This is a genomic window from Pantoea agglomerans (assembly GCF_021397715.1).
Lineage (GTDB): Bacteria > Pseudomonadota > Gammaproteobacteria > Enterobacterales > Enterobacteriaceae > Pantoea > Pantoea astica.
Genome location: NZ_CP090207.1, coordinates 3,225,504 through 3,249,840 on the forward strand (window position 1 = coordinate 3,225,504; position 24,337 = coordinate 3,249,840).

At 55.5% G+C, this 24,337-nt stretch carries 23 protein-coding genes, 1 other RNA gene and 1 pseudogene; 8 read left to right on the forward strand and 17 right to left on the reverse strand.

The genetic code is table 11. From position 1 onward, the window contains the following. Positions 1-3 precede the first annotated feature (3 nt). Together LZU96_RS15485 and LZU96_RS15490 are read right to left on the reverse strand one after the other, a co-directional pair. Positions 4-843, reverse strand: coding sequence for a metal ABC transporter permease (locus tag LZU96_RS15485; RefSeq protein WP_233985099.1), 840 nt, complete (start codon positions 841-843; stop codon positions 4-6). Further along, the gene (locus tag LZU96_RS15490; protein ID WP_233985100.1) at positions 840-1,508 is read right to left on the reverse strand and encodes a metal ABC transporter ATP-binding protein; all 669 of its coding nucleotides are present in this window, start codon (positions 1,506-1,508) and stop codon (positions 840-842) included. The genes LZU96_RS15485 and LZU96_RS15490 overlap by 4 nt, the downstream gene beginning before the upstream one ends. A 349-nt stretch (positions 1,509-1,857) precedes the next feature. On the opposite strand from LZU96_RS15490, the gene LZU96_RS15495 reads away from it, so the two are divergent. The 3 genes from LZU96_RS15495 to LZU96_RS15505 all read left to right on the forward strand — a co-directional run bounded on the left by LZU96_RS15495 (position 1,858) and on the right by LZU96_RS15505 (position 2,977). Beyond that, positions 1,858-2,211 carry a hypothetical protein gene (locus LZU96_RS15495; RefSeq protein ID WP_233988214.1) on the forward strand — a complete coding sequence of 118 codons (354 nt, stop codon included), beginning with the start codon at positions 1,858-1,860 and terminating at the stop codon, positions 2,209-2,211. A gap of 147 nt (positions 2,212-2,358) precedes the next feature. After that, positions 2,359-2,736, forward strand: a complete 378-nt coding sequence (tomB, locus tag LZU96_RS15500) for an Hha toxicity modulator TomB (protein WP_031374658.1) — start codon at positions 2,359-2,361, stop codon at positions 2,734-2,736. Positions 2,737-2,761: 25 nt separating this feature from the next. Beyond that, positions 2,762-2,977, forward strand: a complete 216-nt coding sequence (locus LZU96_RS15505) for an HHA domain-containing protein (RefSeq protein WP_031374659.1) — start codon at positions 2,762-2,764, stop codon at positions 2,975-2,977. Positions 2,978-3,118: 141 nt separating this feature from the next. Here LZU96_RS15505 and ffs read toward each other — a convergent pair. Then, an RNA gene (gene ffs, locus LZU96_RS15510) (signal recognition particle sRNA small type) lies at positions 3,119-3,215 on the reverse strand. 175 nt (positions 3,216-3,390) lie between these two features. Between ffs and LZU96_RS15515 the strand changes: the two genes are divergently transcribed. Next, complete coding sequence (locus LZU96_RS15515) at positions 3,391-3,702, forward strand: MGMT family protein (RefSeq protein ID WP_233985101.1); 312 nt, start codon at positions 3,391-3,393, stop codon at positions 3,700-3,702. A 36-nt stretch (positions 3,703-3,738) separates the two neighbouring features. Here the strand turns inward: LZU96_RS15515 and LZU96_RS15520 are convergent, their stop codons facing one another. Then, on the reverse strand, positions 3,739-4,296 hold the full coding sequence (locus LZU96_RS15520) for a YbaY family lipoprotein (protein ID WP_233985102.1): 558 nt from the start codon (positions 4,294-4,296) through the stop codon (positions 3,739-3,741). 190 nt (positions 4,297-4,486) lie between these two features. Here LZU96_RS15520 and tesB point away from each other — a divergent pair, with 190 nt between their 5' ends. Beyond that, positions 4,487-5,350 (forward strand): acyl-CoA thioesterase II, encoded by an 864-nt coding sequence (gene tesB / locus LZU96_RS15525; protein WP_233985103.1) that lies wholly within the window; start codon positions 4,487-4,489, stop codon positions 5,348-5,350. A gap of 47 nt (positions 5,351-5,397) precedes the next feature. Here tesB and amtB read toward each other — a convergent pair whose 3' ends face one another. From amtB to LZU96_RS15550, 5 genes are all read right to left on the reverse strand, one after another. Continuing rightward, entirely contained in the window at positions 5,398-6,684 is a 1,287-nt protein-coding gene (gene amtB / locus LZU96_RS15530; RefSeq protein ID WP_069727946.1) for an ammonium transporter AmtB, read from the reverse strand. 33 nt (positions 6,685-6,717) lie between these two features. Beyond that, positions 6,718-7,056: a P-II family nitrogen regulator gene (gene glnK, locus LZU96_RS15535; protein WP_003850469.1), complete on the reverse strand. Its 339-nt coding sequence runs from the start codon at positions 7,054-7,056 to the stop codon at positions 6,718-6,720. 257 nt (positions 7,057-7,313) lie between these two features. Then, complete coding sequence (locus LZU96_RS15540; RefSeq protein ID WP_233985104.1) at positions 7,314-9,089, reverse strand: SmdB family multidrug efflux ABC transporter permease/ATP-binding protein; 1,776 nt, start codon at positions 9,087-9,089, stop codon at positions 7,314-7,316. Then, the gene (locus tag LZU96_RS15545; RefSeq protein ID WP_233985105.1) at positions 9,082-10,851 is read right to left on the reverse strand and encodes a SmdA family multidrug ABC transporter permease/ATP-binding protein; all 1,770 of its coding nucleotides are present in this window, start codon (positions 10,849-10,851) and stop codon (positions 9,082-9,084) included. The genes LZU96_RS15540 and LZU96_RS15545 overlap by 8 nt, the downstream gene beginning before the upstream one ends. A 24-nt stretch (positions 10,852-10,875) precedes the next feature. Beyond that, positions 10,876-11,337, reverse strand: coding sequence for an Lrp/AsnC family transcriptional regulator (locus LZU96_RS15550; protein ID WP_233985106.1), 462 nt, complete (start codon positions 11,335-11,337; stop codon positions 10,876-10,878). 116 nt (positions 11,338-11,453) lie between these two features. Between LZU96_RS15550 and LZU96_RS15555 the strand changes: the two genes are divergently transcribed. After that, complete coding sequence (locus tag LZU96_RS15555; protein WP_233985107.1) at positions 11,454-12,488, forward strand: PLP-dependent cysteine synthase family protein; 1,035 nt, start codon at positions 11,454-11,456, stop codon at positions 12,486-12,488. A 34-nt stretch (positions 12,489-12,522) separates the two neighbouring features. On the opposite strand, the gene cof is transcribed toward LZU96_RS15555, so the two are convergent. After that, complete coding sequence (cof, locus tag LZU96_RS15560) at positions 12,523-13,344, reverse strand: HMP-PP phosphatase (protein WP_233985108.1); 822 nt, start codon at positions 13,342-13,344, stop codon at positions 12,523-12,525. A 93-nt stretch (positions 13,345-13,437) separates the two neighbouring features. Between cof and LZU96_RS15565 the strand changes: the two are divergent. Both LZU96_RS15565 and queC read left to right on the forward strand, forming a co-directional pair. Continuing rightward, positions 13,438-15,160 (forward strand): annotated as a pseudogene (locus LZU96_RS15565) (SgrR family transcriptional regulator). Between the two features lie 41 nt (positions 15,161-15,201). Beyond that, positions 15,202-15,897, forward strand: a complete 696-nt coding sequence (gene queC, locus LZU96_RS15570; protein ID WP_233985109.1) for a 7-cyano-7-deazaguanine synthase QueC — start codon at positions 15,202-15,204, stop codon at positions 15,895-15,897. A 44-nt stretch (positions 15,898-15,941) separates the two neighbouring features. Here the strand turns inward: queC and LZU96_RS15575 are convergent, their stop codons facing one another. The 7 genes from LZU96_RS15575 to clpP form a co-directional block, all read right to left on the reverse strand. Further along, positions 15,942-16,343 carry an acyl-CoA thioesterase gene (locus LZU96_RS15575; protein WP_233985110.1) on the reverse strand — a complete coding sequence of 134 codons (402 nt, stop codon included), beginning with the start codon at positions 16,341-16,343 and terminating at the stop codon, positions 15,942-15,944. 100 nt (positions 16,344-16,443) lie between these two features. After that, entirely contained in the window at positions 16,444-16,797 is a 354-nt protein-coding gene (locus LZU96_RS15580) for a helix-hairpin-helix domain-containing protein (protein ID WP_233985111.1), read from the reverse strand. A 139-nt stretch (positions 16,798-16,936) separates the two neighbouring features. Then, positions 16,937-18,805 (reverse strand): peptidylprolyl isomerase, encoded by a 1,869-nt coding sequence (gene ppiD / locus LZU96_RS15585; protein WP_233985112.1) that lies wholly within the window; start codon positions 18,803-18,805, stop codon positions 16,937-16,939. A gap of 247 nt (positions 18,806-19,052) precedes the next feature. Next, positions 19,053-19,325 (reverse strand): nucleoid-associated protein HU-beta, encoded by a 273-nt coding sequence (gene hupB, locus LZU96_RS15590; RefSeq protein ID WP_014606441.1) that lies wholly within the window; start codon positions 19,323-19,325, stop codon positions 19,053-19,055. Between the two features lie 215 nt (positions 19,326-19,540). Continuing rightward, positions 19,541-21,895: an endopeptidase La gene (lon, locus tag LZU96_RS15595; protein ID WP_094120192.1), complete on the reverse strand. Its 2,355-nt coding sequence runs from the start codon at positions 21,893-21,895 to the stop codon at positions 19,541-19,543. Between the two features lie 186 nt (positions 21,896-22,081). Then, positions 22,082-23,353 carry an ATP-dependent protease ATP-binding subunit ClpX gene (gene clpX, locus LZU96_RS15600; RefSeq protein ID WP_233985113.1) on the reverse strand — a complete coding sequence of 424 codons (1,272 nt, stop codon included), beginning with the start codon at positions 23,351-23,353 and terminating at the stop codon, positions 22,082-22,084. Positions 23,354-23,486: 133 nt separating this feature from the next. Continuing rightward, positions 23,487-24,110, reverse strand: a complete 624-nt coding sequence (gene clpP, locus LZU96_RS15605) for an ATP-dependent Clp endopeptidase proteolytic subunit ClpP (protein WP_094120191.1) — start codon at positions 24,108-24,110, stop codon at positions 23,487-23,489. Positions 24,111-24,337 lie beyond the last annotated feature (227 nt).

The following is a 24,337-nucleotide window of genomic DNA, read 5'->3' on the forward strand; positions in this document are numbered from 1 at the left end:
CGTTTAATGGCGGCGCAAAATGCCACCGCACGGCCCTGTCAGAATCGAAAGAAAAAACAGCATGGCGGCGCTCAGCACCACGGCGGGTCCGGCCGGCAGCGAAAAGTGCCAGGAGAGCATCAGCCCCGCCAGCGCCGAGATCACCGCCATCAGAATGGCAATCGCCAGCATCGCGGCGAGATGGCGGCTCCAGAACCGGGCGCTGGCGGCGGGCAGCATCATTAATCCCACCGACATCAGCGTGCCGAGCACCTGAAAACCCGCCACCAGATTCAGCACCACCAGCATCAGAAACAGGCCATGCACCAGCGGCGCGCTCCATCTGCCCTGCGCGCGCAGGAAGTCACTGTCAAAAGCGTCAATCACCAGCGGGCGATAGAGTATTGCCAGCAGGATCAGGGTAAAGGCGGCGATACCGCCGACCAGCAGCAGCGCACCGTTATCCACCGCCAGCAGCGACCCGAACAGCACATGCAGCAGATCCACGCTTGAACCGCGCAGTGAGACCAGCGTGACGCCAAGCGCCAGCGAACCCAGATAAAAACCGGCGAAGCTGGCATCTTCTTTCAGCGGCGTATAACGACTGACCGCCCCGGAGAGCAGCGCCACCGCCAGCCCGGCAATCAGGCCGCCAATGCCCATCGCCACCAGCGAAAGGCCGGAGATCAGGTAACCGATAGCGGCACCCGGTAACACCGCATGGGACAGCGCATCGCCAATCAGGCTCATGCGACGTAACGAAAGGAACACACCCAGCGGAGTCGCGCTGACCGCCAGTGCGATACAGGCCACCAGCGCACGTCGCATAAAACCAAATTCGATAAAGGGCTGAATCAGCGTCACGGTGCCACCTTCTGCATTGCTGAACCGGCGACTGGCGTCTGGCTGAAGGTGCCGTCATCCATCGACAGCACCTCGCTGAAGTAGCGCGCGACCAGAGGACGGTCGTGCAGCACCACCAGCAAGGTAGTGCCCGCCTGCTGCTGTTGCTCCAGGATCGACATCAGTAATGTCACGGTCTGGCTGTCAATGCCGTTAAAGGGTTCATCCAGCAACCACAGCCGGCTACGCTGCAGCATCAGTCGGGCAAACAGCACGCGTTGCAGCTGCCCACCGGATAAGGTAACCGGCTGCGCATCGGCGTACTCTGCCATCTGCACCGCCTCCAGCGCCTGCCAGATCTCCCGACGTAATGCCCGATGAATGCCGCCAAACCAGCCGCAGCGCGGCCAGCAACCGATCGAAACCAGTTCATATACCGTCAGCGGAAAACGGGTTTCCAGTTCACTACGCTGAGGCAGCCAGCCGGTATCACGGCGGGTGACCTGCAGCTGGCACCGCCCTTTTACGGGCGGTAGCAGCCCGGCAATGGTCTTTAGCAGCGTTGACTTGCCGCTGCCGTTAGCGCCGACCAGCGCGGTCATGCTACCCGGCACGATCTGACCGTTTATTTCCGGTGTCACCTGCTGTCCCTGGTAACCCGCCTGTAGCCCGTGAAACACAATCATCCGCTGATTCCCCACCACATGGCTGCCGTCAGTAGGGCGATGAAGAGCATCGCCACGGCCAGTCGTCCACCCAGTGACATTAACAGTCCACTCTGCCGCATCTTTTCACCATTATGTTATAACATAACAACTATACTATCTGATCTTGCCGCCCGGCAACCTGCCCAATGTGTATCAAAAAATATATTTAATCCGGCGGCGAGTCGGTCCCGATGCAGGCAGCATGGCGATGACGTCAGGTTTATCGTGGGGAAAATGCCCGAAATCGACAATTTCATTCGCGGCTGGCTTGCAAAGCGGTTGCAGAAAACCAATGATAGGTTTATCAACTGTTATTAACGGATCGGTTATGCTGTCACGAATTGAATGCGATATTGCACAGGACGAATCGGACTGCGCAAAAATAGCAGCGATTGTTCAGCGGAATATTCTCAAAATATCGGATGGGCTGGTAGGCGATTTACACTGGTATTCACAAGATGCCCGATTAGTTCCAGGCAGCCTGAAAATTATTTCTGTGGAAAAGCAGGGGCCCAATAGTTTTAAGTTACTTTACGATTTTGCCTGGAATTTATTTAGTCCCTGCCTGGATCTAAATGAAACCGTTAGCCAGTCAGAACGGGTTTCCTTTCATATTGAGCCCGGTGCGCTTGTGTTTGATGTGATCGGCAACCAGCGGCCTTCGCCCGCCGACGAATTGTAATATTTAGTAATGGAGGTGAGCAGAACTAATGGTTTTACACTATATTTGACGAATCCCGTTTAATAACTGCCTGATAAATCGCTTCCTGGCCGCTTTACCCTATATCGCCGCCGCGCGGCAACTGTGCTAGCTATGGAGGGGAAAAAGATGGACGAATACTCACCGAAACGGCATGATATTGCCCAGCTTAAATACCTGTGTGAGAGTCTGTTTGACGAGAGCATGGCAACATTAACGGATAGCCATCACGGCTGGGTTAATGATCCCACTTCTGAAAGCAATTTACAGCTCAACGATTTGATCGAGCATATCGCCTCTTTCACCATGAATTACAAAATTAAGCACGTTGAAGATGAAGCGCTGATTTCGCAAATCGATGAATATCTTGATGATACCTTTATGTTGTTCAGCAACTATGGTGTCAATACTCAGGATCTGCAACGGTGGCAACGTTCAGCTAAACGCTTATTTAACCTGTTCACTGAAGAGTGCGCTTTTCTCCAGCAACCGAGCCATTCATTATAAGTACTGACGTGAGAACGGTTTATTTATGAACAAAAACCTGACTAAAACGGATTATTTGATGCGACTGCGTCGTTGTCGCTCAATCGATACCCTTGAAAGGGTCATTGAAAAAAACAAGTATGAATTACCTGAAGATGAGTTAGCGGTATTTTACTCAGCGGCCGATCATCGCCTGGCTGAACTGACGATGAACAAGCTTTACGATAAAGTACCAGGTTCGGTGTGGAAATTTGTGCGTTAATTTGCACAACCCTTTCGTTCGATTGCCTCATCCTAAGCATTTAATACTCTCGCCTGCCGGCAATGGATCGGCCTCAGGCGAGTTTCGCCTGTCTGGAATCTGATAAGGGATAGGTTATGCGGGAGATAAAAATGGTGGGGGCCCTGCCAGCTACATCCCGGCACACGCGTCACCTGCTGCGGCTGCTTCCTTCCGGACCTGACCGAGTTCACAAGCTAGCATTGCGGGAGAACCAACAGGGCCCCCATTGACAAGCCCTCATTTCGAGAGCGCAGGCATTATCGGGGAAGGCCCTGGCAATTGCAAGCGCAGTCGGGACGACCGTTGGTTTCTTGAACAACCCACAGTTTGCCGCGTATCACTGGGGTTTGACGTGGTAAAGTTGACGCCCTTTTTCCAGACGGGATAAGCAGATGGATCAGCCTGACAGTTTTCAGCAACGCATCTGGCAAATTGTTGCCGCGATTCCTGCGGGCCAGGTAGCGACCTACGGCGATGTCGCGCTGCTGGCGGGCTCTCCACGCGCCGCCCGTCAGGTCGGCGGTGTACTGAGTCGCCTGCCGCAGGGCAGCACCCTGCCCTGGCATCGGGTGGTTAACCGGCATGGGGCGATCTCGCTTCAGGGGGACGGACTGTTTCGTCAGCGCGATGCGCTGGAGGCGGAAGGTGTAGTGGTGAGTGATGATGGCCGCATCGACCTTGAGGCCTACCGCTGGCGCTTTTAAGCCCGAAAAGGGGCGACAGAGTCGCCCCACAGTAAGTTACATGCTGGTCGGGGCTGGCACAGAAGCGGACGGCGTCACCTGAGTCGGTGATGTCGACGGCACGGTGGTCGCGGCACCCGGCTGGGTTGGCATCGCCATTGACGGAACCGGCACCAGCAGCAGCTCAGCTTTGGTGCCACCCTGGTTAATCACTGGCTTCACGCCTTCGGTAATAAAGGCCAGTTTGCCATCAATCGAGATAGCGGCGCTCAGCAGAATACGCGCGTTCGGCTGAATGTCGGCTGGGTTAAACGGCAGCACGAACTGGAACGGTGCCTGTTTACCTTCGGTGCGTACCACGCGCTGTGACAACACTTTCGATGGCGCATCGGCCACAGAGGCGTCAGAGAGCGTCACGGTGAGCACCGCATCCGGCGGCAGCGCAATACGCTGTCGGATATAGACCGAACCGCTGACGTTAGGCTGCGCAATCGCCGCCTGCTGTCCCGCCACGGCCGAGCCCAACGTTGGAGTTGGTACCGGTTTACCTTTGTCGGCGCATCCTGCAACAGCCACCGCCATAACTACCCCACTGAACACATGCCAGAGTTTCATTGATGTCGTCTCCTTTTGATCAAAATGATTTTCGGCAGCGAATCCTGCGTACAGCGCTTCACTCGCCGTATGTGCTTAATTCTGGCACAAAATCGGGAGTTTGCCTGGCGACGGCAAAGAGGAAAGTCTGATTGACGTGAACTGGTCGGATCTTTCACACTGAGCGGGTCACTATATTGAGGAATGCGCCATGAGCCAGGCACTGCAAAATTTGCTGAATTTATTAAATCTGGAAAAGCTGGAAGAGGGTTTGTATCGCGGTCAGAGTGAAGATCTGGGACTGCGTCAGGTGTTTGGCGGTCAGGTAGTCGGACAGGCGCTGTATGCAGCCAAGCAGACGGTCGCGGAAGATCGCATCATCCACTCCTTTCACAGCTATTTCCTGCGGCCCGGCGATAGCCAGAAAGCGATTATTTATGATGTTGAAACCCTGCGTGACGGCAAGAGCTTCAGCGCCCGGCGCGTCAGTGCGATACAGAATGGCCAGCCGATTTTTTATATGACCGCCTCATTCCAGGCACCGGAAAGTGGTTTTGAACATCAGAATGCGATGCCCGAGGTGGCCGGTCCTGAGAATCTGCTCTCCGAGCAGGTGATGGCGCAGAAAATGGCGCATATGCTGCCGGAAAAACTGCGAGAGAAATTTATCGCCGAACGGCCACTGGAGATTCGCCCGGTGCAGTTGCACAATCCGCTCAAGGGCCACGTTGATAAACCTGAACGTCAGGTCTGGATCCGTGCCAACGGCGTGTTACCGGACGATCTGCGTATCCATCAATATCTGCTGGGCTATGCCTCTGACCTCAATTTTCTGCCGGTCGCGCTGCAGCCGCACGGCAAGGGCTTTCTGGAAGCCGATATGCAGGTGGCGACCATCGATCACTCGATGTGGTTTCACCGTCCGTTCGACTTCAGTGAATGGCTGCTCTATAGCGTAGTCAGCACCTCGGCCTCGGGGGCGCGCGGTTTTGTGCGAGGCGAGTTTTATAATCAGCAAGGCGTGCTGGTAGCCTCGACGGTGCAGGAAGGGGTGATGCGCCAGCGCAGCGAATAAAAAAAGGGGCGATTGCTCGCCCCTGATTGGCTATTTAATAGTGAAGGTTACTGGTTATAGGCATTTTCGCCGTGGCTGTTGACGTCCAGACCTTCACGCTCATGCTCTTCCGGCACGCGCAGTCCCACAATCATATCCGCCAGCTTGAAGCCAATGAAGGCGACGACGCCAGACCAGACGATGGTCAGGCCGACGCTGAACAGCTGCACCCATACCTGATGGCCCATGGTCACGCCTTCTGCATAGCCGACACCGCCCAGCGAAGAAGAAGCAAAGACGCCAGTCAGGATACAGCCCACGATGCCGCAGACGCCATGCACGCCAAACACATCGCAAGGATCGTCGACCCGCAGCCATTTTTTCAGGGTGGTGACGCCCCACAGACCGGCCAGTCCACCGACCAGGCCAATGATTAACGCCCCGCCGACACCCACGTAACCACAGGCTGGGGTGATGGCGACCAGGCCCGCGATGAAGCCGGAACAGGCACCCAGCAGTGAAGGTTTACCGCGTACGGCCCACTCACCAAAGGTCCATGACAGTACCGCGCCCGCCGTGGCGACCACGGTGTTCAGGAAGGCCAGTGCTGCAATTTCGTTAGCCGCCGAGGCAGAACCGGCGTTAAAACCAAACCAGCCGACATAGAGGATGGCCGTACCGGTGAAGACCATTGGCAGGTTATGCGGTTTAAACGCTTCTTTGCCGAAGCCAGCACGTTTACCCACCAGGTAAGCGCCGACCAGTCCCGCCACGGCGGCATTGATATGCACCACGGTGCCGCCAGCAAAGTCCAGTGCGCCATCCTGCGCCAGGAAGCCGCCCGCCCACACCATGTGTGCGATAGGCAGGTAGGCCAGGGTCAGCCAGACGCCGACAAAAATCAGCACCGCAGAGAAACGGATACGTTCAGCGATAGCACCGACAATCAGGCCGACGGTAATACAGGCAAATGATGCCTGGAAGGCAACGTGGATATACTGGTAGAAGCTTCCCATCACCGCGGTCAGCTGAATATTTTTCAGCATCGCCCAGCCAAAGCCACCAAAGAAGGCGTTACCTTCGCTGAAGGCCAGTGAATAGCCATAAACCATCCATAATACGCACACCAGCGAGAAGGTCACCGCCACCTGAGTCAGCATCGACAGGACGTTCTTGCCGCGAATCAAACCGCCGTAAAACAGCGCAATCCCTGGAATCGACATAAACAGCACCAGCGCGGTGCAAATCATCATAAATGCGTTATCAGCCTTGTCCGCAACGGCAGGTGCAGCCATCGCGAGCGATGGTAACAGTGCCAGGCTGGTGAGGCCCAACTTAGCGAAAACTTTATTCATTTTTATCCATCCCATCACAGTACTGAGTCTTAATTACAGAGCGGCTTCGTCGGTCTCGCCGGTACGAATACGGATGACGCGCTGCAGTTCAGCCACGAAAATTTTACCGTCGCCAATTTTGCCGGTGTAAGCCGCTTTACTGATGACATCCACCACTTCGTCTAACTGGTCGTCGGCAATCGCGATATCGATTTTGACCTTAGGCAGGAAGTTCACGCTGTACTCTGCGCCACGGTAAAGCTCCGCATGGCCTTTCTGGCGACCAAATCCTTTTACTTCGGAGACGGTCAGCCCCTGAATGCCGATAGAGGATAAGGCTTCACGCACATCCTCCAGCTTGAATGGCTTAATTACGACGGTAACCAGCTTCATTGGATCCCCTCCAGCGATTAAATGAGTGAGTCTCACAGACACGCAGAGAGTTAAGCAAAGCCTGTGCCACAAATAAAAAAACAGCGGAATCAATCTCTGAGGCGAGACGGGGCAAGGCGTGTTTTAGCCGGGATCGGTGAGGAGAGGAAGGAATAGCCGCGCGTCAGCACAGCCAATGCACTCCTTTGGTGCGCCAGGCGTCAAAGGAGTGCATTTAACCAGATTATTCTGATAAAACCGCGCAAAAAAGGTGCAACTTACGCTTCAGTTGTTAAGGGGATGCCCGTCGCCAGATCATCGCCTACCTGCTGCAATTGGTACATCTGCCAGTAACGCCCCTGCAGCGCCAGTAATTGCGCGTGATTACCCTGTTCGACCACCCGTCCACGATGCAGCACCAGAATGTTATCGGCTTCGGTAATGGTTGAAAGCCGGTGCGCAATCACCACCAGCGTGCTGTGCTGGCGCAGAGTTCGCAGCGTCTGCTGAATCGCCTGCTCGGTACCCGAGTCGATATTGGCGGTCGCTTCATCAAGGATCATCACCTGCGGCAGGTCGACCAGCACCCGCGCCAGCGCCAGCAGCTGCTTCTGCCCTACCGACAGATTATTGCCCTGCTCACCCAGCCGGGTATGGATGCCGTCAGGCAATGCGCGCGCCAGAGGAGCCAGCTGTACCTGCTCCAGTACCGTCCAGACCACCTCTTCGCTGATATCACGGCCGAGCCGGACGTTGGCCAGCAACGTATCCGCCAGCACCACCGGGTCCTGCTGAACCATCGCGATACCCCGCCGCAGCACCGCATGACTGAGTTCACCAATCGGACGGTCATCAATGCGAATCTCGCCGCGGGTAATCGGGTAGTAGCCCATCAGCAGGTTCGCCAGCGTGCTTTTGCCGCTGCCGGTATGTCCGACCAGCGCCACAAAGCTGCGTGACGGCACCTCAAGATTGATATCGCTGAGCACGTCACGATCTTCACGGTAGGCAAAACTCAGATTCTTCAGAGTCAGGCGACCTGACGCCAGCGGCTGAGAATCGGGTCCATAGTGCTGCTGCGCTGCATCCATCAGTTCGAAGATACGCTCACCGGAGACCACCGCCTGCTGCAGCATCGACTGCTGCGTGGTGAGCTCAATCAGAGGCTCATTCAGCCGGCCCAGATAGGTAATAAAGGCGTACAGCACCCCGACTTCAAACACGCCAGGAACGGAGAAACTGAACAGCATCAGCAATCCGCACAGCACCATCGCCGAAAACAGGCTTAACAGCGGGCGCAGCAGAAAACCATCCAGCCGCAGCGTTTCCATCCGCGCCAGATAGTGAGAACGACTCGCCTCCCCCATCCGCTCGCCAAAGCGCGCCTGCTGACGAAACTGCTGGATGACGCTCATGCCGCTGATCACTTCGTTAAAGCCATTATTGATGTCAGCCAGATAGCTGCGGACCCGACGGGCAATCGGCGTGCTGTAACGCTGATATATCAGCATGACCACCAGCACCAGCGGAAAGATCATCATCGCCACCAGCGCCATGCGCCAGTCAAGGCTGAACATCGCCACCATCATGGCACCCACCAGCGCCGCGCTGCGCAGTACCGTCGCCACCACCGTGACATAGAGATCGCGGATCACCTCGGTGTCATTGGTCACGCGTGAAATAATCTGTCCGACCGGCTGGGTATCAAAGGCGCTGAGCGGCTGACACAGCGCAGCATTCATCACGTCGCAGCGCAACTGCTGCACCACGCCGATGGCGGCGCGATTAAACAGCAGTGCCTGCCAGTAATGCAGCGCTGCAGCCAGCAGTTGCAGCAAGATAAAGCTTACCGTCAGCCCGGCGACCAGCCCCCAGGGCATCTGATGTTTCGCCACCAGATTGTCGATAAAGTAGCTGACCAGCACCGGTCCGGTCACCTCGGCAGCGGCGGCAATCCATAACATCCCCACCGCCAGCGACAGGGATTTCCGCCACGGCTTGCCGTAACTGAGTAAACGTTTCAGGGTCGGCCACAAGCGTGCAGACTTAGCCATGCGGCACTCCTTTCTCATTCTCATCGTCATCCAGCGCGGCTTCCAGCTGCTGATAACGGTACATGTCGCGATACCAGCCGGGACGATCTGCCAGCGCATCATGATCGCCACGCTGGGCGATAGTGCCGTGCTGGAGCACCAGAATTTCACTGGCTTCCGTCAGCGCCGATAAGCGGTGCGCACTGATGATCAACGTCCGGCCCCGTCCCCACTGACGCAGGTTATGCAGAATTTCATGCTCGGTACGGCCATCCACCGCCGACAGCGCATCATCCAGCACCAGGATCTCGGCGTTCAGCAGCAGCGCGCGCGCTATAGAAATGCGCTGCTTCTGCCCGCCCGACAGCATGACGCCACGTTCCCCGACTTCGGTTTCATAGCCCTGCGGCAGCCGCAGAATATCGTCGTGGACGCAGGCCAGCGTGGCAGCCTGCTCAATCTCCTGCTGAGTTGCGCCCGGTTTCCCCAGCGCGATGTTGCTGGCGACGCTGTCGGAAAAGAGAAACGGCGTCTGACTTACCACCGCCAGCCGGCTGCGCCAGCTATCCAGCCGCAACTGCGGCAGCGGAATCTGGTGATAGCGGATATCGCCCTGCTGAATGTCAAAATGGCGCTGGATCAGGCTGAGCAGCGTGCTCTTGCCGCTGCCGGTCGGGCCGCATAGCCCCAGCATCTCGCCGGGCTTCAGTTCAAAGCTGACATTACTCAGCACCGGCTCGGCACTGGCCGGATAGTGAAACGCCCGGATCGCCACCTGCAGGGGACCGGCTTCCGGCGGCAGGATTTTATCCCCATCTTCCACTGCCGGTGCTTCCGCCAGCAGCGCGCGGATGCGGCTCCAGGCGGCGCTGCCGCGCTCGACGATGTTGAACATCCACGCCAGCGCCAGCATCGGCCAGATCATCAAACCGAGGTACATCACAAAACTGGTAAGCTGACCCAGCGTCATCTGATCGTGCCAGACCATCCAGCTGCCACCGCCGATCGCCAGCAGATTTGAGAAGCCGATGGCGATATAGATGGTGGGATCGAAACGGGCATCGACCCGCGCCACCCGCAGGTTTTTTTCGCCGGTATCGCGGGCGATCTCAGAGAACTGCTGCGACTGATGCTGTTCCAGACCAAAGGATTTGATCATCCGAATACTGGTCAGGCTCTCCTGTGTCTGGTCGTTGAGGCTGGAAAACGCGGCCTGCGCCACCTTAAAGCGGTGATGCAACTGATTGCCGTAGCGATGAATCACGATCGCCATGATCGGCATCGGCACCAGCGAAAGCAGCGTCAGCTGCCAGCTGATCTGGGTGCTCATCACCAGCAGCACGACGCAGCCCATCACCAGCGAATCGACCAGCGTCAGTACCCCTTCCCCGGCGGCAAACACCACCCGATCGACATCATTGGTGGCACGCGCAATCAGGTCGCCGGTACGGTGGCGCAGATAGAAGGCCGGTTGCTGGCGGCTGAGCTGGCGATAGAAATCTTCGCGCAGCTCAACCGCCAGCTGGTAAGAGGCACCAAACAGCAGCACGCGCCAGACGTAGCGCAGCAGATACACCACCACCGCGGTCGCCAGCATCACGCCGATCCACAGCATGATTTGACGCAGGCTCATGCTGTTTTGCGTCACGCCATCCACAATGACCCCGACCACATGCGGCGGCAGGAGTTGCAGAATGGCAATAATGATCAGTAAGGTGACCGCGCCCAGATAGCGCCGCCACTCACGCAGAAAATACCAACTTAGTTGACTGAATAATCGCACAACGCTGTTCTCAATCTCATGCCTTTATGAGGCGACGGGTAAAGCCGTGGTGTATTTAATCTCTTCCATGGCAAAGCTGGAGGTCACATCAATCAGGCCTGGGACGCCATTGACTAACCGCTTGTAAAAAGCATCATAACTTTTCATATCAGAGACCTGAATACGCAGCAGATAGTCATACTCACCGGCCATCCGGTAAAAGGCCATCACTTCCGGCATGCTGTTGACCACCGAGACAAACGCCTGATACCAGTCGCTGCTGTGCTGCTGGGTTTTCACAAACATAAACGCCGTCAGTGACAATCCGATTTTTTCACCATCCAGTAACGCCACCCGCGCGCGAATAATGCCATCATCTTCGAGCTTTTTCAGGCGCTTCCAACAGGGTGTGGTGGTGAGGTTGACCGCCTCGGCTAAAGCCTGCAGCGACAGGGTGCAATCGTGCTGCAGTAACGCCAGCAGTTTCAGGTCAGTTTTATCTAACATTCGCCACTCCGAGAGAATGATTTTCTCCATTAGCGCTATTTTAGCGTCAATATTGCAATCTCTTTTTCCTGCCCGTGCCTTAAAATAGCCGCAACTCTCACTGCCGGACGCTCAGAATGCACACCTGCTGGATTCGCCACGCTATCAACGAAATTAACGCCGATTTTCAACGATCGGCTGAGACCCATTTGATCCGTTTCGATCTGGCGGACTTTCCCGGCATCTGGTTTTACCTGAAAGATGAGAGTACCCATCCGAGTGGCAGCCTCAAGCACCGGCTGGCGCGCTCACTGTTTCTGTATGGCCTGGCGAATGGCTGGATTAAACAGGATACGCCAATAATTGAAGCCTCGTCAGGCAGCACTGCGGTTTCTGAGGCGTACTTCGCACGGCTGCTGGGCCTGCCGTTTATCGCGGTGATGCCCGCCAGCACGGCGAAACGTAAAATTGAGCAGATCACCTTTTATGGTGGGCAGTGCCATTTCGTTGAAGATCCCTGCCAGCTCTACGTGGAGTCGGAACGGCTGGCGCGCGAGCTGAACGGCCACTTTATGGATCAGTTTACCTATGCTGAGCGGGCAACCGACTGGCGCGGTAATAACAACATTGCCGAAAGCATTTTTCGCCAGATGCAGCACGAGCCTTACCCGGTTCCGCATACGCTGATCATGAGCGCCGGCACCGGCGGCACCTCCGCCACGCTGGGACGTTATATTCGCTATCAGGGCTTCGCTACCCAACTGCTGGTGGTCGATCCGCAGCACTCGGTGTTTTTTGATTACTGGCATCAGCGCGATGCCAGCCTGACCAGCACACGTGGCAGCCTGATTGAAGGCATTGGTCGTCCACGGGTAGAACCTTCATTTATGCCAGACGTGATTGATGAAATGATGAAAGTGCCCGATGGGGCGACGCTGGCCGCCATGCTGAAACTGGAAAAGATTCTGGGACGTAAACCCGGTGCCTCTACCGGCACCAACTTCTGGGGCATGATGCAGGTCGCGAAACGCTTACGGGCCGCCAATCAGCAAGGCGCACTGGTGACGCTGCTGTGTGACAGCGGCGAGCGCTATCCGGATAGCTATTACCAGCCGGAATGGGTGGCGAAGCACATTGGCGATATCACGCCGTGGCAGCGCGAGCTGGAATAAAAAACCGGACATCCTGTCCGGTACAAGGCAATCCTCAGCATTCGGGGGAATACGCGAGGCAGGGTGTGGCCAGCCAGTGATTTAAATAGTGAGACACCGCCTGTGTCTCGCAATGCCCCAATACCGGTAAATGCGGTAACGCCGCCTTTAACTGCGCCATCGCATTTCCCATGATGAAACCGTGGCCCGCCTGCGCCAGCATCTCCCGATCGTTCATCGCATCGCCGAACGCCATGCACTCCGCCAGCGTCAGTGAAAGATGATCGCATAACCGCGCCAGTGCGCTGCCTTTGTTGCAGTTTTTCGGCAACACCTCCAGGCAATCCAGCGCAGAGAAGCAGATATTGGCCTGCTCGCCCAGCGCGGCATCCAGCTGGGTTTTCAGCTGGCAGAGCGACGAGTGATGATCAACAAAACAGATTTTGGTGACCTGATGAGCCGGCATTGTTTTCAGATCACGCAGCTGATAGTGGAATCCGCTCATCTGATGGGCGGCCAGCAGCGCTGGCTGCGGACGATCAGTGAACCAGCCGCTATCGTTAAAGACATGCAGGCTGGCGTGGGTTTCCCAGTGGCTGTGGATCACCTCTTCCGCCACCTGAGGCGGCAGGTCGTGCGCATACAGCAGGTTACCCTGTTGATCGTGTATCCGGGTGCCATTACCGGTGATTAGCCAGGCTGGCAGGGTCATCTTTTGCCGCAGGATCTGCATCTCCAGAAGATGACGGCCGGTAGCCAGCGTCAGATGGATATCGCGCTGATGCAGCGCGTGCAGGCTCGCCAGCGTTTGCTGGCCCAACTGATGGTCAGGCAGTAATAACGTGCCATCCATATCAAAGGCGGCTAAGCGCACCATAATCATTCCTCTGCTGTCACAATGAGCACTACTATTGCCTGTTAATTACGGAACTAATAGTGAATACTTTGAAAAAACTGTTCCGGGTTTATGATGCGCCAGCTCAACCGTCTTAATCAGTTTCAGCGCCTGTGGCAGCAAAGCCAGGGCGCGGCTCAGCAAACCTGCGTCGCCGACATGGCGCGGCACTGCATCTGTAGTGAACGTCATCTGCGTACTCTGCTTTCTCAGTGGCAACATGCGGGCTGGTTGCAGTGGCACGGTGAGCCGGGGCGTGGCAAACAGGGCCAGCTCCGGTTTCTGCGCTCGCCTGAAGAGCTGCGTCAGCAGTTACTGCAACGCCAGCTCGATGCCGGAGATACCGCCGATGCGTTGCAGTTGCTGGATGTGCCGCCGGAACGGCTGATTAACATGCTGCGGCCACTGATGGGCGGACAGTGGCAGAACGATTCACCGGTGCTGCGCATTCCCTACTATCGTCCGCTGGAGAGTACCGAGCCGCGGCAGATCACGGGCCGCGCCGAGCAGCATCTGGTGCGGCAGCTCTATTCGGGGCTGACCCGCTTTGAACAGGATGAGCCGGTCGGGGATCTGGCCCATCACTGGCAACAGGATGCGTCAGCCTGTAGCTGGTTATTCTGGTTACGACCGCAGCTGGTGTGGCATAACGAGGAGCCGATACGGGCCGCTCAGCTGGTCGCGCAGTTCCGACAGCTGTTGCAGGAGCCGCGCGTCAGCACGCTGCTGGCTGATGTGGTCAGCGTTGATGCGCCTCATCCGCTGGCCGTGCGGTTTACCCTGAGACGCAGCGACTTCTGGCTGCCCCATCGACTCGCTCATCTGCTGTGCCTGCTACCGCATCCCGACGATAACCGCATCGGCAGCGGTCCGTGGAAGCTCATGCACTTCACCCCTGAACTGGTGAGAATCGAAAGCCATGCCCGCTGGCATCTGCGTCTGCCGTTGCTGCAGGCGGTGGAGTACTGGATCACCCCACAGCTGTTTGATCCGATGCTGGGCAGTAGCTGTCGTCATCCGGTACAGATTGCGATAGGCGATGCCGGTGATCTGAAATCCCTGCAACCGGTGAGCAGCAGTATCAGCCTGGGTTTTTGCTATCTGGCCTGTCGGCCCCGCGCGGGCTTCTCCCCGGATCAGGCGCGACGGCTGTTTCAGCTGATCCAGCAAAGCGGCATTATTGGTCGCTTACCGCTTGATGAGGGATTGATTACCCCCAGCCAGGAGTTGCTGCCAGGCTGGCCGGTGCCAGCTATTGATGCCGATCCGCTGCCGCTGCCTGCCCGCCAGCCTGACGCTGCATTATCAGCTGCCGGTGGAACTGCACCAGACGGCAGAGGCGCTGCGCCAGCTGTTGCAACAGCACGGTTGCCGGCTCAGCGTGGTGTTTCATCCGGTAAAGAGCTGGCACGGTATCCGGCAGCTGGATGAGGCCGATATCGTCATGGGTGACCGACTGATTGGCGATGCCCCGGTTTTCACCCTGGCGAACTGGTTACAGATCGATCGGCTGTGGCATCCCTTCTGGCCGACGCCGCAGGGCATCGCAGTTCAAACCCGTCTGCTGGCGATTCAGCAGGTTGCAGAGAGTGAGGCCCGCCGCCAGGCGCTGCACCAGCTCTATCAACAGCTGATGGCAACGGGCATCCTGCTGCCGCTGTTTAACTATCGCTATCAGATTTACGCCCCGCCCGGCGTTGAAGGAATCGAACTGAACACCCTGGGCTGGTTCGATTTTAGTCGCGCCTGGATCCCGCCACCGATTGATCCGCCACGCAGCTGTTCAGCGGCGGAATGAGGCATTACCATAAGCAGATAATTAACGATCAGGAAAACAGCATGAAACGCGCCGTTGTAGTTTTTAGTGGTGGACAAGATTCCACTACCTGCCTTATTCAGGCTTTGCAGCAATATGATGAAGTTCATTGTGTCACTTTCGATTACGGTCAGCGCCATCGCGAAGAGATCGATGTCGCACGCGATCTGGCCATCCGGTTAGGCGCTCGCGCCCATAAAGTGCTGGATGTCACGATGCTGAACGATCTCGCCGTCAGCAGCCTGACGCGGGATAATATTCCGGTGCCGACCTGGGACCCCAACGCCAGCGGTTTGCCGAGCACCTTCGTGCCGGGCCGCAATATCCTGTTTCTGACGCTGGCATCGGTTTATGCTTATCAGGTCGAAGCGGAAGCGGTGATCACCGGCGTGTGCGAAACGGATTTTTCCGGCTATCCCGACTGCCGCGACGAGTTTGTGAAAGCGCTGAATCATGCGGTCAGCCTGGGGATGGCGCGCGAAGTCCGATTTGAAACACCGCTGATGTGGCTGAACAAAGCGGAAACCTGGGCGCTGGCTGATTACTGGCAGCAGTTGCCGCTGGTACGCGAGCAGACCCTGACCTGCTATAACGGCATCAAGGGAGACGGCTGCGGTGAGTGTGCCGCCTGCCACTTACGCGCCAATGGTCTGCAGGGCTACCTTAACGATCGTAGCGGCGTGATGGCGGCGCTCAAGGCCAAAAGCGGCCTGAAATAACCGGCTTCGGGCGGCAATCAATCCCGGTTGCCGCTTCTGCTCTGTCAGGATGCAATCAGGCGTGTCAGCCGCTCACGTAACTCGCCCTCCAGCGGCACCGCTTTCTGACTGCGCAGATCGATGCAGACAAAGGTCAGCGCGGCATCGGCGACAACCGTTTCTCCTCCCGCCAGCAACACCCGCTGCGCAATAATGCCGCTTTTACCGTTCAGTTGAGTTATCTCGCTGTCGATAGCCAGCACGTCGCCCAGCACTGCCGGGCGACGATAGTTGATGTTGATGTTTACCACCACAAACGCCAGTTTTTGCTCAAGCAACCAGTGAAACGCCTCAACCTCTTCCAGCCATTGCCAGCGCGCCTCCTCAAGAAATTCCAGATAGCGCGCGTTGTTAACGTGCTGATAGACATCGAGATGGTAGCCGCGCACTTTAATTGTGGTCTGCATGTTTATGCTCTCCTGCTGCTGCGAGTTAACTGGTTGGACCTGTTCACTTTAGCAGAGTGGTTTCCCTACAGCAGAGAAAGCATCAGAGATGCGCGGCGCTTCACAATTTCAGTCGGGCCGCATTTCGCTCCACCAGGGCGTTACCGATACCCGGCACCTCATTTAATTGCTGAATCGCGCTGAACGGACCGTACTGTTCGCGATAGCTGACAATCGCCTGAGCTTTCTTCAGCCCGACCCCGTTCATCGCCGCCGAGAGCTGTTCTGCGGTCGCCTCATTGATGCTGACCTGCTCCTGCTGCGGTACGGCTGCAGATGGCGTTGAGGACAGGTCAGTTTTCGCGGCTGCGCGGCTGTCCGAAGCGGGCGCGGGTGCGGCAGAAAGTGAGGTCTGATAAAGCGCGCCGCCCAGCGCAAGTGAAAGGTAAAGGGCGAATAAAGTAGATTTAGCCATGCTGTATTTCTCCTTGTGGTTAACAGCCATCACAGAGTGTCACCAAAGAAGAGAGGCTTCAAAACAGCGATCTCAGATATGGAAAAGGCCGCGAATGCGGCCTTTGATTATTTCAGTTGTTACGCAGTTTTTGCGAGGCTTACTGCATTTGTGCGGCAGCGCCGTACTTAATTTTGGCCTCTTTACGCAGATTCTGCAGCAGCGCTTCGAAGGTCAGCTGGGCATTATTCTGCGTCACGCCTTTGACCATTTCATCAATCTGCGCCTGCGGCATGCTGCCGGTCGTCACTTTATCTACCGCCACCAGCACCACATTGCCCTGCATATCTTCGCTCACGCCCCAGGATGGCTTATTCTCTGCCGGCTGTGGCAGATTAAAGGCCGCCTGTGCTACCGGGTCCTGCGCGTTGCGATCAACCGTTTTGCTGGCGCTCAGAGTCAGGCCCGCAGCGGTTAACGCATCCTGTTTACCGGCTTTCAGGTCGGCCAGCAGCTTGTCCGCCTGCGATTTTGCCTGCTGTGTGGCTTTATCGTGTTTCAGGGTGTCCGCAATCTGGGTTTTAACCTGATCCAGCGGCTTGACCGCTTCCGGCTTGTGCTCGCTGATGCGCAGTACAAAGGCCCGGTCGCCGTCAACGCTGATGATGTCAGAGTTATTGCCAGGCGCACCGTTCTGACCAACCAGACCTCCGTTAAAGATCGCCTGTTTCACCGCGTCGAAGTCGAGCTCTTTCGGCAGCGCATCCTGACTGAACCAGCCGGTTTCTTTGGCTTTCAGACCGGAAGCCTGCTCGGCACCCGCCAGCGATTCATTATCGTTGCTGGCCGCTTCGCTGACTTTCTGCTGCAGTTTATAGAAGGCATCCACGCCCTTCTCCTGCTTCACTTTCGCGGCGATGGCATCACGCACTTCATCCAGCGGCTTAACCTGCTCTGGCTGAATATCGTCGAGGCGCACAATCAGGAAACCTACAGAGGATTTAATCACCCCGGACATCTGGCCTTTTTCAGTCAGACCCGCATTTTTCAGCTCATCTGGCGTGGTCGCAGGTTCCAGCCAGCCCATATCACCGCCTTTACGTGCGGAAATCGGGTCGATGGATTTGGTTTTTGCCAGATCAGCAAAGCTGGCACCGTCTTTCAGCTGGGCCAGCAACGCCGTGGCGTCCGCTTCGGTTTTGGTCTGAATCACGCTGTAGCGATTACGCTGCGGCTGGGTATAGTCTGCTTTATGCTGGTCGTACCAGGCCTGAATGTCGGCCTCGCTGGCAGCCTGCTGCATGCTGGCCGCATCCATCAGAATATAGCTGACACGGAACTGTTCCGGCGCCATGAAATTCGCTTTATGCTGCTGATAATACTGATTGATTTCATCATCAGTCACGGTCTGCTTTGCCGCCAGCGCGTTGACATCCAGCGTCGCCTGACGAATAGCGCGCTGCTGTGAAACCAGCTCCACCAGTTTGCTGGTTTCGCCCTTGAGCATAAAGTCCGTGTTCGCGACCGCGTTAATCAGCTGCTGATTAGAAAGTTGCTTACGCAGCGCTTCAGCATACTGGTCAGCACTGAAGCCCATGCTGCCGATCATGCCCAGATACTTAGCGTTATCAAATTTGCCGTTGGTCTGGAAAGCCTGCTGATTAAAAATCGCCTGCTTGACCTGATCGTCACTGATGCTGAGATGCAGATCTTTGATATAGCTGGCGAGCAGGGCCTGATCGACTAACTGCGACAGCGCCTGCTGGCGGATCTGCTGCATGTAACCGTCATTACTGGCCAGCTGAGAGAACTGATCGCCCAGCATCTGCTGCTGACGGCTGCGCTCACTGTTGAACGCCTGCTCCAGCTGCGCCCGGCTGATTTCCTGACCGTTAACTTTGGCTGCATAGTCATTGTTGCCGCCAATCAGATAGTTGCCAACGCCCGTCAGCACAAAGGAGAGGATAATCAACCCCAAAATAATCTTGAGCACGACATGGTTCGACGCCGCGCGTAAATTGTCCATCATGGTATGACAACACTCCGCTGTAGTGTGAATGTAAAGCTCGGGCGCAATACGCCGTTTCCTGACGCATTACGCAGCTGCAGACTTCGCTGTCAGCCTCAGTCCGGCTCAGGTCCCTGTTACGGCCTGATTATCGCCGGTTAAAACAAAAAAGGCACATCTGATTGATGTGCCCGTATGTTACATGAGAACGCGTTAACCGTCCTCTGATCCACTGAAGAAAATACGTCAATGAACGTTTTCGTTGTTATTAATTGACTGCGTCTTTCAATGCTTTACCAGCACGAAAACCCGGTACTTTACCGGCCGGAATAGTGATCTCTTTACCGGTTTGTGGGTTACGACCAGTACGTGCAGCACGCTCGCGCACAGAGAAAGTACCGAAACCAACCAGCGCCACTTCATCGCCGCCTTTCAGCGCGTCAGAAACAGAACCCATAAATGCATCTAAAACACGTCCCGCTGCTGCTTTAGAAATATCAGCATCCGCAGCAATTTTGTCGATCAACTGTGACTTATTCACTCTATTCATCCCCTCTTTTATTATTTCACATCGTCCCCGCGCTTCCCGCCGGATCCGAACGCGCAGCAAGTTATATCAAGCCTGTGGAGCCGAAACAACGTAATTTCTCCGAGAACACCGCTTCGGCAGCCACCTAAATTAGCGGCACAAAAAAAAGCTGGCAAGCACCATTTGCCCTGCCAGCTTCGCTTTTTAACGGTTTATGCCGTTAATCACTATTTTGCTGTCGCGACCTGCATACCGTAAGGCGCATTTTCCAGTGCCAGATTCAGCACTTCTTCAATGCGTTTCACCGGATGGATGTCGAGATCGGCAATCACGTTCTGTGGAATTTCTTCCAGATCGCGTTTGTTGTCATCCGGGATCAGGACCGTTTTAATCCCACCACGGTGGGCTGCCAGCAGCTTCTCTTTCAATCCGCCAATCGGCAGTACCTGACCACGCAGGGTGATTTCACCGGTCATCGCCACGTCGGCGCGAACCGGATTCCCGGTCAGACAGGACACCAGTGCGGTACACATGGCAATACCGGCACTTGGACCATCTTTTGGCGTCGCGCCTTCCGGAACGTGAACGTGGATATCACGTTTTTCGTAGAAGTCGCCATTGATGCCCAGTTTCTCTGCGCGGGCGCGGACCACGGTTAAGGCGGCCTGAATTGACTCCTGCATCACCTCACCCAGGGAACCGGTATAGGTCAGCTTGCCTTTACCCGGCACGCAGGCGGTTTCGATGGTCAGCAGATCGCCGCCCACTTCAGTCCACGCCAGACCGGTAACCTGACCCACGCGGTTTTCACTGTCAGCACGACCGTAGTCAAAGCGCTGCACCCCAAGGAAATCCTTCAGGTTTTCACCGTTGATGGTGATGTGCTTTTGCGTTTTGTCCATCAGCAGCGACTTCACGGCTTTACGGCACAGTTTCGACAGCTCACGCTCAAGGCTACGCACACCGGCTTCACGGGTGTAGTAGCGGATGATGCCGACGATTGCACTGTCTTCAACCGTGATCTCATGGGCTTTCAGTGCGTTACGCTCAATCTGCTTCGGCAGCAGATGCTGTTTGGCGATGTTAAGTTTTTCATCTTCGGTGTAACCCGACAGACGAATCACTTCCATACGGTCAAGCAGCGGTGCCGGAATGTTCATTGAGTTCGAGGTCGCCACGAACATCACATCCGACAGGTCATAATCAACTTCCAGATAGTGGTCGTTGAACGCAATGTTCTGTTCAGGATCAAGCACTTCCAGCAGGGCCGAAGCCGGATCGCCACGCATATCAGACGACATCTTGTCGATCTCATCCAGCAGGAACAGCGGGTTTTTGACCCCAACTTTCGCCATTTTCTGGATCAGTTTGCCCGGCATCGAACCGATATAGGTGCGGCGGTGACCGCGGATTTCAGCTTCGTCACGCACGCCGCCCAGCGCCATACGCACATACTTACGTCCGGTCGCTTTAGCGATTGACTGACCCAGCGAGGTTTTACCTACCCCTGGCGGTCCGACCAGGCAGAGGATCGGGCCTTTGATTTTGCTGACGCGACTCTGGACCGCAAGATACTCAAGGATACGATCCTTCACGCGCTCAAGGCCGTAATGATCGGTATCCAGCGTCTCCTGGGCTTTACGCAGGTCTTTTTTGACTTTACTGCGCGCATTCCACGGAACCTGCACCATCCAGTCAATGTAGCCGCGTACCACTGTCGCTTCGGCTGACATCGGTGACATCATTTTCAGCTTCTGCAGTTCAGCTTCCGCTTTTTCACGCGCCTCTTCCGGCATTTTTGCCGCGTCGATTTTGCGTTTTAACGCTTCGTACTCGTCAGGCGCATCGTCCATCTCGCCCAGCTCTTTCTGAATCGCCTTCATCTGCTCATTCAGATAGTACTCACGCTGGCTCTTTTCCATCTGCTTTTTAACGCGGTTGCGAATACGCTTCTCAACCTGCAGCAGATCGATTTCCGATTCCATCATCGCCATCAGATATTCCAGACGTTCGTTAACGTCGGACATCTCCAGCACAGACTGTTTATCAGCCAGTTTCAGCGGCATATGTGCAGCGACGGTGTCGGCAAGGCGCGCCGCATCGTCAATGTTGTTCAGCGAGGTTAATACCTCAGGCGGGATCTTTTTATTGAGTTTGATGTAGCCTTCAAACTGATTGATTGCGGTGCGCACCAGCACTTCCTGCTCGCGCTCTTCAATCTCTGGTGAAACCAGATATTCAGCTTGTGCCACAAAATGATCGCCGTTATCGGCCAGCGTCGTAATGTGGGCGCGCTGCAAACCTTCGACCAGCACTTTAACCGTGCCATCCGGCAGTTTCAGCATTTGCAATACAGACGCAACGGTCCCTACTGAGAAGAGATCGTTAATGCCAGGTTCATCCGTTGAAGCCTCTTTCTGTGCGACCAGCATGATCTTCTTATCATGATCCATTGCGGCTTCGAGGCACCGAATTGATTTTTCCCGGCCAACAAACAACGGAATTACCATGTGCGGATAAACCACCACGTCGCGCAGCGGCAACACGGGGATTTCAATGCGTTCAGAACGCTCAGGATTCATAGAGCTCTCTCTTAGTTTAATGTCCGCCAGGTGATGGGAACCGCATCAGGCAGGTATGCAGTTAAACCCACAGGTATCTGAGTATATGGGGATGATCGTCCGACATTCAACGTCACAGAGGTGAGAAAAGCAAAAGGGGAAACATTTTCCCCTTTTTTAAGATGACAACCTGGATGATCTGTTTATTTATTCGCCAGAAGCCTGCGCTTCGTGCTTACCGTAAATCAGCATCGGCTCAGACTGACCATCAATAACTGATTCATCAATCACCACTTTTTCGACATCTTCCATCGACGGCAGGTCGTACATGGTTTCCAGCAACGCCCCTTCGACGATTGAACGCAAACCACGCGCACCGGTTTTACGTGACATCGCTTTTTTCGCGATAGCGGTTAACGCCTCGTCACGGAACTCCAGCTCAACGCCTTCCAGGTTAAACAGCGCCTGGTACTGTTTTGTCAGGGCGTTTTTCGGTTCACGCAGAATCTGAATCAGCGCTTCTTCACTCAGTTCGCTGAGGGTGGCAACCACCGGCAGACGACCAATGAATTCCGGGATCAGACCAAACTTGATCAAATCTTCCGGTTCGCACTGTGAAAGCAGTTCGCCTTCGCTGGCTTTCTGCGATTTGCCTTTTACGGTGGCACCGAAACCGATACCCGATCCGGTTTCCACACGCTGGGCAATCACTTTATCCAGTCCGGCAAAGGCGCCGCCGCAGATAAACAGAATTTTCGAGGTATCAACCTGCAAAAATTCCTGCTGCGGATGCTTACGTCCACCCTGCGGCGGAACGGCAGCCACGGTGCCTTCAATCAGTTTCAGCAACGCCTGCTGCACGCCTTCGCCCGACACGTCACGGGTGATGGACGGGTTGTCAGACTTACGTGAAATCTTGTCGATCTCATCGATGTAGACGATGCCGCGCTGTGCTTTCTGAACGTCGTAATCACACTTCTGCAGCAGCTTCTGAATGATGTTCTCGACATCTTCACCCACGTAACCCGCTTCGGTCAGCGTGGTGGCGTCCGCCATGGTGAACGGGACATCCAGCAGGCGAGCCAGGGTTTCTGCCAGCAGCGTTTTACCGCTACCGGTTGGGCCAATCAGCAGAATGTTACTTTTGCCCAGTTCGATGCCATTGCTGGTATCACCATTGCGCAGGCGTTTGTAGTGGTTATACACCGCTACAGCCAGCACTTTCTTCGCCTTTTCCTGGCCGATTACATAATCATCGAGGTGATGGCGAATTTCATGCGGTGTAGGCAGCGCGCTACGTTCGCGATGCGGGGCAACTTCTTTAATCTCTTCGCGAATGATGTCGTTACACAGATCAACACACTCATCGCAGATATACACTGACGGCCCGGCAATCAGCTTTCGCACTTCATGCTGGCTTTTGCCGCAAAAAGAGCAGTACAGCAACTTTCCTGAACCGTCTTTGCGCTTATCTGTCATCAGTTAACCTCTTCTTGTTCTCAGGCCATACCGGCGTACGGCGCTGGCCGTGCGGAGACGGCCGAAATTCATTCAACCCAAACTATACCCTTATCCCGTTAACTATAGCGTAAGGACAAGGGTAAAGCGGGTCTTATTCTCGATGCGTCAGAATTGAATCGACTAATCCATACTCTACCGCTTCATTCGCCGAGAGGAAACGGTCACGCTCGGTATCACGCTCAATTTCTTCCAGCGTTTTACCGGTATGTTCAGCCATCAGCTCATTCATACGCTGCTTAACTTTCAGGATTTCACGCGCATGGATTTCAATATCTGATGCCTGACCCTGATAGCCGCCCAGCGGCTGGTGGATCATCACGCGTGAGTTTGGCAGGCAGAAACGCTTGCCTTTAGTGCCCGCCGTCAGCAGGAAGGCGCCCATTGAGCAGGCCTGTCCCATACAGATGGTGCTGACATCCGGTTTGATAAATTTCATGGTGTCGTAGATCGACATCCCGGCGGTAATCACCCCGCCTGGTGAGTTGATGTAGAGATAGATATCTTTTTCCGGGTTCTCTGCTTCCAGAAACAGCATCTGCGCCACGATCAGATTCGCCATGTGATCTTCAACCTGGCCGGTCAGAAAGATGACGCGCTCTTTGAGCAGACGGGAGTAGATGTCGTAAGAACGCTCACCGCGCGAAGTTTGTTCGACCACCATTGGCACCAGCGCATTGTGCGGTGCTGTATATTCACGATCGCCACTGTATGACATTACCGTCTCCTGGATAAATTTCATTGGCAACATTCTGTACCGATTCTACGTAAGACGAGCGGGAAAAACCACGCTGCGCCTCTTTCCGACACCTCAGGACGGTTAATCAGTCAGCATAACTGTTTTCTTGCATACTCCCTGTATCTGGGGATGCTGCCCAGTTGTTTCAAGCATAACAACCTTTTCCTCAATCGCTAACCCGGAAAAAGCGATGCGTGAAGAATTTG